This is a genomic window from Frankia casuarinae, assembly GCF_000013345.1.
Taxonomy (GTDB): Bacteria; Actinomycetota; Actinomycetes; order Frankiales; family Frankiaceae; genus Frankia; species Frankia casuarinae.
Map to the genome: position 1 here is coordinate 1760126 of NC_007777.1, position 12794 is coordinate 1772919.

The following is a 12794-nucleotide window of genomic DNA, read 5'->3' on the forward strand; positions in this document are numbered from 1 at the left end:
GAGTATCTGGTTGGTGCTTCTGGTGGGTGGTGGGCCACGCCACGCCGAACAACACGGGTCGCACTCTTTTCACGACCGTGCCCGCGATGCACTAGCCTCGGAGTGCACCGGGGCACGATCGTGGACGGCCCGACCGTCGCCATGTGATCATCCTGGTGATGGGGGTGGGCTGCGGACGTCTGGCTACCACCATCGCAGTGTTGGCAGAGACGTTCCCGCCGCCCGTCCGGTGGCGGCCGAAGCGGCTGGGGTACCCCGCCCGTGCGGGATCCCGGCAGGAAGCGGACGCGACTGTGTTCTGCACGAGGTGCGGACAGCAGAACCCGTCCGACGCGCTGTATTGCGCGCGGTGCGGGTCTCCTCTGGTACGTCCGGGTGAGCCCGTGGCGCCGGAGAGACCCGCGGAGCAGACGTCGACGCTGAACCTGGCGGCCGCGCTGTCCGGCATCGAGGGCGATCACGTCGACGAGTCGACCGAGCGGGACGCCGTGGCCGCCGTTGACGCGCTACCTCCCGGCTCGGCGTTGCTCGTCGTCAAGAGGGGGCCGAATGCGGGGAGTCGTTTTCTGCTGGACGCCGACATGACGACCGTCGGCCGCCATCCCGAGAGCGATATCTTCCTCGACGATGTGACCGTCTCCCGTCGGCATGCGGAGTTCCATCGCTCGCCGTACACCAAGGGCTTCTCGGTTCGCGACGTCGGGAGCCTGAACGGTACCTACCTCAACCGCGAGCGGATCGACTCGGCTGAGCTCACCAGCGGCGACGAGGTGCAGATCGGCAAGTTCCGACTGGTGTTCCTGACTGGCGCGAGCTACGGGGGGTCAGCGGCACGGTGACGAGGAAGGACCCACGGTGAGCGGCGGCCTCGCCGCGGCATCGTCGGCCCCGCGTTCGGGCGCAACGCGCTCGGACCAGGCCGGACAGAACGCGAAGGTGCTCAACATCGGCCAGGTTCTCGACCGTCTGCGGGCGGACTTCGCCGACATCACCCTGTCGAAGATCCGCTATCTCGAGGCGGAGGGACTCGTCGAACCCGCCCGTACCAGCGCGAACTACCGCAAGTACTCGGTCGACGACGTCGCCCGGCTCCGTTACGTCCTGCACGCGCAGCGGGAGCGCTTTCTTCCGCTGCGCGTGATCAAGGAGGAGCTGGCGTCGCTCGACCGCGGTGAGACCCCGGTGCATCGGCCTGGACCCCGCGCGCTGCCCCCGCATCCGGCCCCTACCGGCCTGGACGCGTTCCTCGGGGCGGAAAGGGTCAGAATGTCGCGCCGGGAGCTTCTCGCCGCCGCGGGGCTCGGCGACGAGGCCCTGACCGAGCTGGAACAGCACGGCCTGGTGGGTCCGATCGCCGGCGGCGGGTACTACGATTCCGACGCCCTGCTCGTCGCGCGGACCGTGGCGCTGCTGGCCGGCCACGGCGTGCAGCCCCGGCATCTGCGGGCCGCCCGTACGGTGGCCGACCGTGAGGCTGGTCTCATCGAGGCCGCCGTCGCCCCGTTGCGGGGCCAGCGCGGTGGTGAGGGTTCGGGACGGCACGCCGAGACCGCCGATGAGCTGGCGGCGTTGCTGGTCCGCTTGCACGCGGCCCTGTTGCGCTCCCGGCTGGCGGCGGGACGATCGAGTTGAGACCAAGGTGAGGAGGCTGTCGGGGCTGCGCTCGGAGTGCCTTGCCGGACAGCCGAACCGGTGGGCGCGCTGACGCCGGACGGAAGCGGGGATACTGTCTCCCCTGTGGGGTTTTCTGGCTCCGGTCACAACATCCCGCCCCGCCCCACCTGCGAGGAGGTAGATCGGTGCATCGGCTGGACATCGTCGGCGTGCGAGTCGAGCTTCCGTCGAAGCAGCCGATCGTCCTGCTCAAGGAGGTGGGCGGTGAGCGGTATCTGCCTATCTGGATCGGTGCTGTCGAGGCGACGGCGATCGCCTTCGCCCAGGAGGGCATCACGACGGCTCGACCTATGACCCATGACCTGATGCGGGACGTGTTGCGTGCGCTGCAGACGGACCTGACCCGGGTGACCATCACCGACCTTCAGGACGGCGTCTTCTTCGCCACGCTCGTGTTCGGCAACGGGGTGGAGGTCTCCGCCCGGCCGTCCGACGCGATCGCGTTGGCGATGCGGATGGGAGCGCCGGTCTACGGGGTCGAGGCGGTCCTGGCCGAGGCCGGGATCACCGTTCCCGAGGAACAGGAACAAGAACAGGAGAGCGAGCTGGAGAAGTTCCGGGAGTTCCTTGACACGATCTCCCCGGAGGATTTCAACACCCCCGGCTCCTGAGGTTTCCCGGCCCTTGGCGTGCCCGCCTGGGAGCAGGTCGGCCGCTGAGACTTTCAGCGAGCCGTGGCCGAGGTCGGCTGTGATCCACTGTGATCCACAGTGCGGGCAGTATCGGGGCGAGCTTCCGATTTGACCGATCTGTTGAATGGCGTCCGCTGGACTCCAGACACGCCGGCTTAGATCATTGAAGGAACCGCGCGTCGCTCCTACGGTCGGGAGAGCCCGACCGTAGAGTTCGTGCCCCTGCCCGCGGTAGACGTGGCGGAACGGGCTCTCTCCGGCTCTGACCTTGCCGGGCTGTGGCAACGGCGTGATGTGCTCTGCCCGGTTCCGTGCCGACGGGTGGACGGGCGGTCCCGGATCACGGGCACAGGGGTGCCACGTCGCGGCCTCGCCGGCCGTCGGTGGTCGGGGAGTCGTGCGGTCGAGGTGATCGTGGCAGGCCGCACGACAGTGGAAACGGTTCGATCGGGCCGGGTGTCCGGGATGGCGGCGTCGGGTGACGTCGGCGGTCGGGACGGATCCGGAACGGTCCAGAGGATGGGGCTGGCATGGCGGCGAAGTGCGTACAGCGATGATCGAACAGGGCCAGCTCTTTCCGGATGAGATTCCCGAACCGCCGGGGGACGACGTCGGGTACCGGGGGCCGACGGCTTGCGCCGCGGCGGGCATCACCTACCGCCAGCTCGACTACTGGGCTCGGACCGCTCTGGTCGTCCCCAGCGTCCGCGACGCGTCCGGTTCCGGCAGCCAACGGCTGTACTCCTTTCGTGACGTCCTGGTGCTGCGCGTGGTCCGCAAGCTGCTCGAGGCCGGTGTGTCGCTGCAGAACATCCGGGTGGCGGTGGAACATCTGCGTACCCGCGGCGTGGACGACCTGGCGCAGCTCACCCTGATCAGCGACGGCTCCACCGTGTACGAGTGCACCTCGGACGATCAGGTGATCGATCTTGTCCGGGGTGGACAGGGCGTGTTCGCCATCGCCGTCGGCCGAGCCCTGCGCGACATGCGTGGCCAGCTGGCCGAACTGCCCTGCGAGCGGCCTGGTCATCCGCCGGCGACCCATCCCGGCGACGAGCTGGCCAGTCGTCGGACCCGGCGGAGCTCGGCCTAGCCCCCCGCCCTTATTCGGTTCCGAACTGTCGGTGGTTCGTCGTACGGTCCGCCTCGTGACAGACAACCCGACGGTCCTCACCGAGGGCCTGCAGAAGAGCTACGGCGGCAAACGAGCGCTGGTGGGCCTGGACCTGCGGGTCGATGCCGGCACCGTGCACGGTGTGCTGGGGCCCAACGGAGCCGGCAAGACGACGGCGGTACGCATCCTGTCGACCCTGCTGCGCCCGGACGGCGGCCAGGCCAGGGTCCTCGGTCTGGACGTCGTCCGGCAGGCGGACGCGCTGCGTGCCCGGATCGGTCTGACCGGCCAGTACGCGGCGGTCGACGAGCGGCTCACCGGCCTGGAGAACCTGGAGATGTTCGGGCGGCTCTACCGTCTGCGCAGCCGCGTCGCGCGGGCCCGCGCGGTCGAGCTGCTCGAGCGGTTCGAGCTCGCCGAGTCGGCCGGTCGGCAGGCGCGTACCTACTCGGGCGGGATGCGGCGGCGGCTCGATCTCGCGGCCAGTCTGATCATCAACCCGGCGGTGCTGTTCCTCGACGAGCCGACCACCGGACTGGATCCCCGCAGCCGCTCGGCGATGTGGAGGGTGATCGCCGATCTGGTGCGGGACGGCACGACGGTCCTGCTCACGACGCAGTACCTGGAGGAGGCCGACCGGCTGGCCCACCGGATCTCGGTGGTCGACGGCGGCCGGGTCATCGCGCGGGGTACCCCGAACGAGCTGAAGTCGCAGGTCGGTGGCGACCGGCTGGACATCGTCGTCGGTGGTGACGCCGCCGAGGATGTCCAGGCCGCCCGGGCGGTGCTCGCCCGGTTCGGATCCGGCGCGGCGACGGCCGACGGGGAGACGCGTCGGGTCAGTGTGCCGGTACCGGGCGCGAGCGTGCTGTCCGATGTGGTCCGGGGTCTCGACGAGCTGGGGGTGCCGATTTCCGACGTCGCCCTGCACCGGCCGTCGCTGGACGACGTCTTCCTCGCTATGACCGGGCGCGCTTCGGCCGGCAGCGAGACGCCGCCCGCACGTGCGGGCGGCGACGGCCGTGGCGACACCGGCAACCCTGATGACCGGGACGACCGGGACGACCGGGACGACCGGGACGACCGGGATGACAAGGACGACCGGGATGACAAGGATGACAAGGATGACAAGGACATGGTGACCATATGAGCACCATCGAGCTGACTCCGGCGGGGCGCGGGCGGCTGTCGTGGGCCGTCGCTGACGCGTGGGTGATGTGCCGGCGCAATCTGATCCAGACCTGGCGGATACCCGAGCTCGTCATCTTCGCGACCATCCAGCCGGTCATGTTCGTCCTGCTGTTCACCTACGTCTTCGGTGGCGCGATCAACGTGGGTGACGGGGTCAAGTACGTGGACTACCTGATGCCGGGCATCTTCCTACAGACGGTGATCTTCGGGTCGATGTTGACCGGCGTGGGGCTGGCGGAGGACCGTCAGCGGGGCCTGATCGACCGGTTCCGTTCCCTTCCCATGAGCCGGTCGGCGCTGCTCACCGGCCGTACCCTGGCCGATCTCGCCCGCAACGTCTTCATCGTCGTGGTGATGCTTCTGGTAGGTCTGGCCGTGGGATTCCGGTTCGGGGAGACCACGGTGCCGGCGGCGCTGGCCGGGTTCGGGCTGATGCTGTTGTTCTCGTACGCCTTCTCCTGGCTGTCCGCCGTCATCGGGCTGTCGGTGAGTAGCGCGGAGGCGGCGCAGTCGGCGGGATTCATCTGGATTTTCCCGCTGGTCTTCGCCAGCTCGGCCTTCGCCCGGGTGGAGACCATGCCGGGCTGGCTGCAGGCGTTCGCCCGGCATCAGCCGGTGACGGTGACCGTCGACGCCGTGCGGGCGTTGTTCCTCGGCGGTCCGGTCGTCTCCGTCCTCCTGCAGTCCCTCGCCTGGTGTCTGGGTCTGTTGGTGGTGTTCGGGCCGTTCGCCGCGCGCGTGTACCGGCGGTCGGCCTCGCGCTGACCGGCGGGCCCGACCGCCGGACGCGGGCCGTACCCGACATCGCCGAGGCGCGGCTCATGGTCAGGTGCGGCCCTCGGTCTCCTGGGCGTTGCCCAGCGTCGCCTCGTAGGCGAGCCATTCGGCCCGCAGGACCGGCCAGCCGTCGGCGCGCAGCAGGTCCACCACGGCGGGGTCGTCGTCGACCACGACGGCGACCCGACGGCCGGCGCCGAGCTCGCGAAGTTCGGCGCGTTTGAACACCCGAGCCGGCCGACGGTCGGCGTCCGGACGCATCCGCAGCTCACCCGGCGGCAGATCCTGCTCGGTCAGCCAGCGCCGCGTCGCCTCTCTGGAACGCTCCGGCCGGCCGGTCAGCCATACCACCTCGTGGTCTCGGGCCAGCTTGCGGGCCAGTTCCACCCCTTCGGCCAGGGGGGGATCGGCGGGCGCCGCCGCGAAGAACGCCTCCCAGTCGCTGGGACTGGCGCGCAGGAAGCGCAATCGGTGTCGGACGTCGGCCACCACCCCGTCGACGTCGATGACGGCGAGCGGTCGCTGTTTCGCCGCCGTACCTGCCGTACCTGCCGTACCTGCCGGACCCGCCGTCTCCGTGCGGCCCGCCGTGTCAGCCGTGTCAGCCGCGTCCGTCACCGACGTTCCCTTTCCACCTGCTCATCGCCGACCTTCGCCCCTTCGATCGGTGCGCTGGCTTACCTGACCGGGACGGTTGCCCCGACGGATCATTGAACACGCGCGGCGCCGTTGGTTTGGTGCCGGTCGGGGGTGGCCCGCTCGGGTGGTCCCGGCGTCGCCGTCGTCCGGAACGGCCAGGCGGCGGGTGGTTGTACCGATAACGTCGCCGATGTCGTCGCATGCTTTCGTCCGGCGATGTCCCTGTGTCCAGACCGTCGCGCCGGCAGGCCAGTTCGGCCGGTCGGCGCGTTCTGGGATGTTTGCTCCGTCGGACGTGTCATGGTCGTCGGGGGGCTCGACGCCGAGCACGGCAACACACAGTGTGGGGAGGTCGACGTGTCGGGTACCCGGCGGGCGCGCACGCTCGTGGCCGGCATCCAGTCCTCGCTGGGGGCGGCACTGGCGCTCGCCGACCGGCTGGATGAGCAGGCGGACCGGATCGAGACCGAGGTGGGCTCCGGTGCTTCCGGGAAGGCCGGTGCCTCGGGGAAGGTCGGTGGCCCCGGTGAGTCCGGCGCGGGGCGGCTCGACGTCGCCGGGGAGCTCGCCCGGGCCGCCGTGATCGCCCGTTCCCGGGCGCGTGGATTCGCCGGCGCGTCCTGGGCGGCGCCCGACTGGCGGCACGGCCCCTTCGGCGTCGCCCCGGTCGGCGACCGGGCTCGTTTCCGGCCCGCTCTGTGGCAGGTCGGTCAGGTCATCGTGCCGCCCGACGATCCCACGGCGCAGCACCGGACGGTGCCACTGGCCATCCCGCTGCTGGACGGCCTGAACCTGCGGATCGAGACGACCCGGTCCAGCCGGCCCGCCGCGGTCGACCTCGTGCGTGGCCTGCTGACCCGCGTCCTCGCCGCGGCGCCGGCCGGGTGGGTCCGACTCGTCGTCTACGATCCCCACGAGTTCGGTGCCGGGCTCGCCGGCTTTGCGCCGCTGCGTGCCGCCGGTGTGGCCACCCCCACGCTCACGACGCGGGCCCGGCTCGAGGAGGTCCTCGCGGAGCTGTCGGCGGAGGTGGGAAGAATCACCGTGGACCGGCTCGGTGGCCGGTTCGACTCGTTGCGGGAGCGGGAGGAGGCCGGGCTTCCGCGTTCGGAGCCCTGGCGCGTCCTGGTGCTGCTTGGTGAGCCCCGGCTGCACGACGAGGGCGCGCGGGCGCTCGCCGCCATCGCGGCCCAGGGCCCGTCCTGCGGGGTGGTGGTGATCTCCATCGTGGAGGTCCGGCCGTCCGGCGTGGAGCCGGTCCTGGGCGGCTCGCGAGACGATCCCGATGCGGTGACGCCGCTGGATCCCGACGTCGGCGGTCTGGGAGCCGACGAGGACGAGGACTCGGTGACGGAACCCCTGCCGAGGTCGGTGGTGTTCACCGCGGTCGAGCTCCTCGCCGATCGGCCGGGATGGCGCGGGGCCGCCGCGGGAGGCTGGCGCACGTCGCTGACCGGTCTGCTGCGGGTCGAGCTGGACCCGCCGCCGCACTCCATGCTGGTCGCAGCGGTCGCGGCTCAGGTCGCCGCGGCGGCCACCCGGGAGGCCGCCCGCCCGCCCGCCATCAGCGACATGCTGCCCCGCGGCCTGTGGGAGTTCGACAGCGCAGCCGGGGTGGGTGTCGAGGTGGCGCAGGGCCCCGACGGGCCGGTGGGGTTCACCTTCGACGACGACACCGTGCACGCCCTCGTCGGCGGCCAGGCCGGGTCGGGCAAGTCGACGTTGCTCCTCGACGTGATCTACGGGATCGCCGCGCGTTACGGGCCCGACCAGGTCCGCTTCCATCTGCTCGACTTCAAGGAGGGGCTGGAGTTCGCCCAGTTTGCCGCCGGTCCGACGGACCCGTTCTACCTGCCGCACGCCGACACCGTCGGCATCGAGAGCGACCGCGAGTTCGGCGTCGCGGTGCTGCGGGCGGTCCGTGAACAGATGCGCCGCCGCGCCGTGGCGATGCGCGCGGTCGGCGCCCGCGACCTGCGAGGCCTGCGGGCGGCCGACCGGAGCTCGGCCTGGCCGCGGATCATCGTCGTGGTCGACGAGTTCCAGGTGATGCTCACCCCGATGGACTCGGTGGCGCGGGAGGCCGTCGCGCACCTGGAGGTCCTGGCCCGCCAGGGCCGCGCCTACGGGGTCCATCTGCTGCTCGCCAGCCAGACGCTGTCCGGTATCGACGCGCTCGATGCCACCGCCGGGAAGCGTGGTTCGATCTTCGGGCAGTTCGCGTTGCGCGTGGCGCTGCGTACCTCGATCTCGGAGTCACGGGTCCTGCTGTCCACGGCGAACGAGGCTGCCGGCGCGCTCTCGGGCGTCGGGGAGGCTATCGTCAACCGGCGCAACGGCCATCCTGCGGGCAACGAACTCGTCCGGGTCGCCTTCCCGGATCCGGCGGCGATAGGCGTGCTGCGTGGGCGGCTGGCGGCCACGACCGCGCGCAGTGTGCCGAATGCGAGGCCCCCGCGGGTCTTTGCTGGTCACGCCCCCGCGGTTCTTGACGACAACCCGATCTACCAGGCGTTGGACGGGCGTCCGGCGCCGACGGCCGTCGAGGCGGTTGCGGCCGAAGCGATCATCGGCGACGGTGGCGAAACCGGTCCGAGCCTGCTGGCGGGCGATGCGTCGCCGGGGCGTGCTTGCGGTTCCGGGAGCGGCTCAGGGGACGGTGCCGAGAACGATGTCGATCCCCTCGCGCTGGTTGGCGTGCCCCTGGACCTCGCGCCGCCCGCGGTCGGGGTACGGCTCGCCGCGCTGCCCGGCCGGCATCTCGCCGTGCTCGGTCCGCTGCGTCGGGAGGCGGTCGGCATCCTGCAGGCGGCGGCGGCCAGCGTCGCCGCGCAGGTCCCGGCCGGTGGACTGGTGGTCGAGATCATCGTCGCGGAGCCGATGGCGCTCGCCGCCGCGGAGGTGCTCGCGGCGCGCGTGCGCCGGGCCGGGCATCCCGTTCGGGTCGCCGATGTCACCGGCCTGCGGTCGGTGCTGGCCGGTGCCGCCGACGAGACCCGTGTCCGGGAGGAGTCCGCACTCACCGGCAGCGTGGGCCCGGTCGCGCCGCCGCTGCGGCTCGTCGTCGTCTTTGCGATGGACGCTGGCCGGGCCGGGCTGGAGGCGCGTGACCCGGTGACCCGTCGCACCGGACTGGACGACCTGCGCACGCTCACCCGCCGGGGACCGGCGCAGCGCGTGCACCTGCTGGGCTGGTGGCGGGGAGTGTCCCGGCTGGCCGAGGACCTCGGTCCGGGTAACCGGGACGACATCGCCGCGTGGGTGGCGGCCGGGGTACCCGGCAGCGACCTGTTCGTCCTGGCCGGACACCGGTCGGTGACCGGTGGGACCATGCCGAATCGGGCGGTCCTGTTCGACCGGCACGTCCAGGCCGAACCGCGCACCGTGGTGCCGTTCGCGCCGTTGGATCAGGGGTAGTCCGATGCGGACCGACGACGGGGCGGGAAGCGACGGCGACGTGGCGGCTGTCGGCGACGTGGCGGCTGTCGGCGACGTGGCGGCTGTCGGCGACGTGGGGATCGACGGCCGAGCAGGCGCCGGGAGAGGACGGAACGGGATCGTGGCTGGATCTGTGCCGGTGGATGCGTCCGATCTCGCCGACCTGTTCGGCGACGCGGGCCTTGGCGACGCGGGCCTTGGCGACGCGGGCCTTGGCGACCCGGATCTTGACGATCCGGCCAAGGCGGCGATGCAGTACCGGCGCCTGCTCGGTGCGTCCGACGAGGCCCGGGCCCGGGCCGGCCGCGACGCCCGCGACCGACGGCAGGACGGCCGGGCGGCCGCGCGTCGGCACCGGGACGCCGCCCAGGACATCCGGGCCAGGGTCCGCAGTGTCTGGGACCAGGTCGCCGAGCCCCTCGCCCAGTATGGGCTCACCGAGCTCGACCAGCTGCGCTCGGCGGCCGGCGACGCCTCGGCCGAAGCGGCTGCCGCCGTCCCGCGGGTCGGCCTGGCGAAGAAGGGGACGGCGGATCGCGGCCTCTACCGCGACGGGGGCGGGTACGTCCCGGCCGAACCGGGCGATCGGCGGGGCCGATCATTGGCACAGGCCGGACGGGAGGCCGACCGCACGGGACGGGGGCTCGCGCGGCAGCGGCACCGGTCGGATGGCCTGCCGCTGGGGGCGGGCCGGGCTGCGCGGGATGGCCGCGCCGGCGGCCCGCACGAGCCGTCCGCCGCGCAGGTGGACCCGCGGACCGCGCCGCGCCAGGCATACGAGCTCTGCCTGGACGCGATGAGCAAGGCCGCCGAGCTGCGGGCCGTCTCCAAGGGCACCGGCCCGGCGTCGGCCGGGCTGCTGACGGCCCTCGCCTGCCTGCTCATCCTCGGGATCGTCGGACTTCTGCGGGCCTTCGTCGCCGCGCCCGCGCTGCCATGCCTGGTCGGGTCGACAGTGGCCGCCGCCGTTCTGGTCGCCCTCGGGGCCGGCGGCGAGGATGGGGCGAAGGCGGTGTTGCGGGCGGGCACCCTGGGAGCGGGCACGGCCGCGGTGATGGTGCTGGCTACGTTCCGGCTCGCCCCGATGGAACCGGTCGGGGTGATCGCGTCGCTGGCCGCGCTCGCGGTGGCGGTCCGCTTCGGTCTCGGCCTCGGCGGCGGGCAGGCTTCGGCCGGCGCATCGAAGAGCGGTGGTTCCAGAAGCGGTGGTTCCAGGAAGGGATGAGGACGGGTGTCAGGCACGATCGCCGACGTCAAGGCGCAGCTCGACGAGGCGTTCCGGCGCACCGAGGAGGTGGCCGGGCAGTTGGAGGGCGCGCTGAGCATGATCGAGGAGGCGCAGGCGATGGTGATCGCGGCGACCGACGGCAGTGAGCACCGTGCGGTCGAACAGTTGACCAGCGCGCTGGTGGAGACACGCGACACATTGCAGACGTCGCTGGCGTCGTTGGGATCGGCCGTGCAGGAGGTTCGGGACTACCGGGACGGTCTGTAGACGGCTGGGGTGAGGCACGGCACGCCTCCCGACGTGGGACGGGATCTCCCCGTTGCGGCTTGCCGGGGCATCTGATTACAGGAGGACACCTTTCGGGTGAGAGCAGTAACCAGATGAAGGTCTGGGTAACAACGTCCTAGCCGCGTTGCAACGCGGTGCATCCGAAAGCCGGGCTTACTACAGTCCGGATTGTCCCCGTGCGCTCGGGCGCTCGGGTTCAGCGGTGCCGGACGCCGAGTACCGCCCGTGACCAGGAGGCCGCATCCGCCGTGTCGGACTTCAACCCGCTCGACCTGTCGCTCGACCTGCCGCTCGTGCTGCTGTCCAATCGCGGTCCGGTCAGGTTCGACCGGGACGCCACCGGTCGTACCGTCACCAGGGGGGCGGGCGGCCTCGTCTCGGCCCTGTCCGGACTCGCCGAGCATCTCGACGACGCGGTGTGGGTGTGCGGCGCAGCCAGCGAGGAGGACGTCGCCGTCGCCGGGGAGAGCGCCGGGAGCTCCATCCTCGTCCAGACCTATCCCTCGCCCCGGCTCGTGGAGGGCGACCCGGACGGCCCCGCCATCCGGGTCCGGCTCGTCGTTACCGATCCGACCGCCTACGCCGACTTCTACAGCGTGTGGTCCAACCCGGTCCTGTGGTTCATCCAGCACGGCCTCTACGGCCGATCGCTGTCACCGGTGTTCACCCGGGCCGAGCACGACGCCTTCGAGAACGGCTACGCGGCGGTCAACCGGGCCTACGCCGACGCGGTGGTTGACGAGGTGCGCGCGCGGGGTGGCAAGGCGCTCGTCCTGCTGCAGGACTACCACTTCTACCTCGTGGCTGACTGGGTGCGGGAGCAGTGCCCGGATGCGGTGCTCACGCATTTCATCCACATTCCCTGGCCGGGGCCGGACGAGTGGCGCATCCTGCCCGCCGACATCCGGGAGCGACTACTGCGCGGGCTGCTCGGTAGTGATGTGGTCGGTTTCCATACCCGGCGCTACGCCCGCAACTTCGTCCTGTGCGCCCAGGAGCTGCTCGGCCTGCCGATCGACCTGGAGCAGCTGACGGTGACGGTGGCGGACCGGGTGGTCCGCGCCCGGTACCACCCGATCTCGGTCGACCCGGCGGCGCTGGACGCTACGCAGGCCTCCGAGGAGGTGGCGGCGCATGTGGCGATGCTGCGCTACATCTTCCTCGACGATGACCGTCAGCTCATCCTGCGGGTGGACCGCACCGACCCCAGCAAGAACGTCGTGCGTGGCTTTCTGGCCTTCGGCACCCTACTCGATCAGCATCCGGAGCTGGTGGGCAAGGTCAGCTTCCTGGCGCTGCTGCAGCCCAGCCGCACCGACGTGCCGGAGTACGCCGACTACATCGCCCTGATCGGCGCGGTCGTCGCGGAGATCAACGCCCGGCATACCAAGGAGGGGCGCCAGCCGATCGACCTGCGGATGGTCGAGGACTTCCCGCTCGCCGTGGCGGCCTACTCCATCTGTGACGTTCTGATCGTCAACGCGATCGCCGACGGGATGAACCTGGTCGCGAAGGAGGTCGCGGTCGTCAACCGGCGTGGCGGCGTGCTGGCGCTGTCGGAGATGGCCGGGGCGCACGAGGAGCTGGGCGAGTTCGCCGTTACCCTGCACCCCTTCGACGTGCAGCAGATGGCCGACGCCCTGTACACCGCGCTGACGATGCCGATGGAGGAGCGCCATCGTCGGCTCGCCGCGGCAGCCAGACAGGTCCGCACCCACGACGTGCGGCGCTGGCTCGACGACCAGTTGGTGGACTTGCGGCGGGTCGCCGGATTCGGGTGACCGGGCTCCCGGCGCGGGAAGGGAATGGCAAG

Annotated in this window: 11 protein-coding genes; 10 read left to right on the forward strand and 1 reads right to left on the reverse strand. The window is 71.5% G+C overall.

Annotation, left to right across the window (positions count from 1 at the left end; all coding sequences use genetic code 11):
- Positions 1-293 precede the first annotated feature (293 nt).
- The 6 genes from FRANCCI3_RS07385 (at position 294) to FRANCCI3_RS07410 (ending at position 5376) form a co-directional block, all read left to right on the forward strand.
- A complete protein-coding gene (locus FRANCCI3_RS07385; RefSeq protein ID WP_009739506.1) occupies positions 294-839 on the forward strand; it encodes an FHA domain-containing protein in 546 nt (181 codons plus the stop codon).
- Positions 840-855: 16 nt separating this feature from the next.
- On the forward strand, positions 856-1632 hold the full coding sequence (locus FRANCCI3_RS07390; RefSeq protein ID WP_011435910.1) for a transcriptional regulator FtsR: 777 nt from the start codon (positions 856-858) through the stop codon (positions 1630-1632).
- A 167-nt stretch (positions 1633-1799) separates the two neighbouring features.
- On the forward strand, positions 1800-2285 hold the full coding sequence (locus FRANCCI3_RS07395) for a bifunctional nuclease family protein (RefSeq protein ID WP_009739504.1): 486 nt from the start codon (positions 1800-1802) through the stop codon (positions 2283-2285).
- A gap of 574 nt (positions 2286-2859) precedes the next feature.
- Positions 2860-3399 (forward strand): MerR family transcriptional regulator, encoded by a 540-nt coding sequence (locus tag FRANCCI3_RS07400; RefSeq protein WP_035958339.1) that lies wholly within the window; start codon positions 2860-2862, stop codon positions 3397-3399.
- A 55-nt stretch (positions 3400-3454) separates the two neighbouring features.
- Positions 3455-4570 (forward strand): daunorubicin resistance protein DrrA family ABC transporter ATP-binding protein, encoded by a 1116-nt coding sequence (locus FRANCCI3_RS07405; protein WP_011435912.1) that lies wholly within the window; start codon positions 3455-3457, stop codon positions 4568-4570.
- The gene (locus tag FRANCCI3_RS07410) at positions 4567-5376 is read left to right on the forward strand and encodes an ABC transporter permease (RefSeq protein WP_011435913.1); all 810 of its coding nucleotides are present in this window, start codon (positions 4567-4569) and stop codon (positions 5374-5376) included. Before FRANCCI3_RS07405 ends, FRANCCI3_RS07410 begins: the two co-directional genes overlap by 4 nt.
- Before the next feature lie 60 nt (positions 5377-5436).
- Here FRANCCI3_RS07410 and FRANCCI3_RS07415 read toward each other — a convergent pair whose 3' ends face one another.
- A complete protein-coding gene (locus tag FRANCCI3_RS07415) occupies positions 5437-6006 on the reverse strand; it encodes a hypothetical protein (RefSeq protein ID WP_011435914.1) in 570 nt (189 codons plus the stop codon).
- Positions 6007-6327: 321 nt separating this feature from the next.
- Here FRANCCI3_RS07415 and FRANCCI3_RS07420 point away from each other — a divergent pair, with 321 nt between their 5' ends.
- The 4 genes from FRANCCI3_RS07420 to FRANCCI3_RS07435 all read left to right on the forward strand — a co-directional run bounded on the left by FRANCCI3_RS07420 (position 6328) and on the right by FRANCCI3_RS07435 (position 12762).
- On the forward strand, positions 6328-9444 hold the full coding sequence (locus FRANCCI3_RS07420) for an FtsK/SpoIIIE domain-containing protein (protein WP_023840512.1): 3117 nt from the start codon (positions 6328-6330) through the stop codon (positions 9442-9444).
- 4 nt (positions 9445-9448) lie between these two features.
- The gene (locus FRANCCI3_RS07425) at positions 9449-10690 is read left to right on the forward strand and encodes a hypothetical protein (protein WP_011435916.1); all 1242 of its coding nucleotides are present in this window, start codon (positions 9449-9451) and stop codon (positions 10688-10690) included.
- Positions 10691-10696: 6 nt separating this feature from the next.
- The gene (locus tag FRANCCI3_RS07430; RefSeq protein ID WP_011435917.1) at positions 10697-10960 is read left to right on the forward strand and encodes a hypothetical protein; all 264 of its coding nucleotides are present in this window, start codon (positions 10697-10699) and stop codon (positions 10958-10960) included.
- A 269-nt stretch (positions 10961-11229) separates the two neighbouring features.
- Entirely contained in the window at positions 11230-12762 is a 1533-nt protein-coding gene (locus tag FRANCCI3_RS07435) for an alpha,alpha-trehalose-phosphate synthase (UDP-forming) (protein WP_011435918.1), read from the forward strand.
- The last annotated feature ends 32 nt before the right edge of the window (positions 12763-12794 follow it).